We start from the raw sequence: 563 nt of genomic DNA on the forward strand, positions 1-563 counted from the left end.
CGTACAACCGCATCTGCCCGCTCCCCGCCGCACTCGCCTCCGCCAGACTGCTCACCCCGCCCGTGCGGAAAAAGGCGTCAAAACGCTGGAAAATCGCAAAGTCCGCCGGCCTCGCCGGCGCCGAAATCCCCGCCGTCGCAGCCGGCGCATCCCGCGGCTCGGCCACAATCCACGCCAGCCGACCCAGCTGAACCACCAGCACCAAGGCCAGCGCGACCTCGACACCCCGGCGGACACGGTCCGGCCGGGCCGACAGGGCCCCCCGGACCTGTGTGCTGAAACTGCGCACTGCGCCGATCACTGTGGCTTCCCCAAGCCGGCCCCGAGGCCCCCTCACAGTCGTAGCCCAATCGCCCGGTCCGGGCTACACGGGCGCGGACGAAGGGCCGCAGGGGCGCGACGCCTTCCTCGAGAGGCCGGACCGTGACGCCAGCGATCCTCGCAATCCTGTTGGGCGGCGCGGGCGTCCCCGTCGGAGCCGGTCTCGCGCGGCTGAGCCTGGGCCTGCCCCGGGCGTCCCCGTCGGAGCCGGTCTCGCGCGGCTGAGCCTGGGCCTGCCCCGC

Annotated in this window: 1 pseudogene; it reads right to left on the reverse strand. The window is 73.7% G+C overall.

What is annotated here, in order from left to right:
- A pseudogene (locus QQJ79_RS15910) lies at positions 1 to 301 on the reverse strand (hypothetical protein); the annotation flags it as partial.
- Positions 302 to 563: the final 262 nt, after the last annotated feature.

Source organism: Brevundimonas denitrificans (assembly GCF_030160755.1).
Classification (GTDB): domain Bacteria; phylum Pseudomonadota; class Alphaproteobacteria; order Caulobacterales; family Caulobacteraceae; genus Brevundimonas; species Brevundimonas denitrificans.